General features: G+C 63.2%; 1 protein-coding gene. It reads left to right on the top strand.

Translation table 11 applies throughout. The features are described 5' to 3' along the window. The coding region (locus tag GTW58_RS13260) for a heparinase II/III domain-containing protein (RefSeq protein WP_168023580.1) at nucleotides 1-737 on the top strand (737 nt) is incomplete at both ends.

The following is a 737-nucleotide window of genomic DNA, read 5'->3' as shown; positions in this document are numbered from 1 at the left end:
ATCGGGCAACTCTTACGAGAACAATGGGATGCAGAAGGCATCAACGCAGAAGGTGCCATCGCATACCACCGCAACAACTACATCTGGTGGCAGCGGCTGCTCGCTCGGCTGGAGTTGGCCGGGCTGGATTACCCGGCGGGTGCCGAATCCCTGGAGGCCACGCCAGTGGCCCTTGCACATGCGCCACGTCCCGACGGCTTGTTCGTCCCGATCGGGGACACCGATGGTGGTTCGGCCGACGGTGTGGACCACCCAGCATGTCGCTATGTGACATCTCAGGGCAGCGAGGGAGAACCACCCCAGGAATTGTTCAAGCTCTACCGCGACGGGTATGCCTTCGGCCGCAGTGGGTGGGGGGAGTTTGAACGGGACATGGCAGAGGAGACGTTCTTCCCGATGCCGTTCGGACGCTCCAAGGCCCATGGCCACCCGGACGGCGGATCCCTGACATTCGCCGCCGGGGGAGTCAACTGGATCACGGATCCAGGGAAGTACTCCTACACGCACGAGGACCCGATCCGGAAGTACGTCATCGCGCACTCCAGTCACAGCCTGGTGTATCTCCCGGACGAGCACCGTGACCGGAACGCAGACGTGGCGCTCCTGGCCCATCAAGAGGCCGACAGCCACTGGGACATCACGGTCGCTGACCAGGGCTACGCAGACGTAGACCTGACGCGCAGAGTCTTGTTCTCCACCAGTGGGGGGTACCTCGTTGTGGTGGACACTGTGCGCGC

This window comes from Kocuria subflava (assembly GCF_012163155.1).
GTDB lineage: Bacteria > Actinomycetota > Actinomycetes > Actinomycetales > Micrococcaceae > Kocuria > Kocuria subflava.
This window is presented reverse-complemented; position numbering and strand designations above follow the sequence as displayed.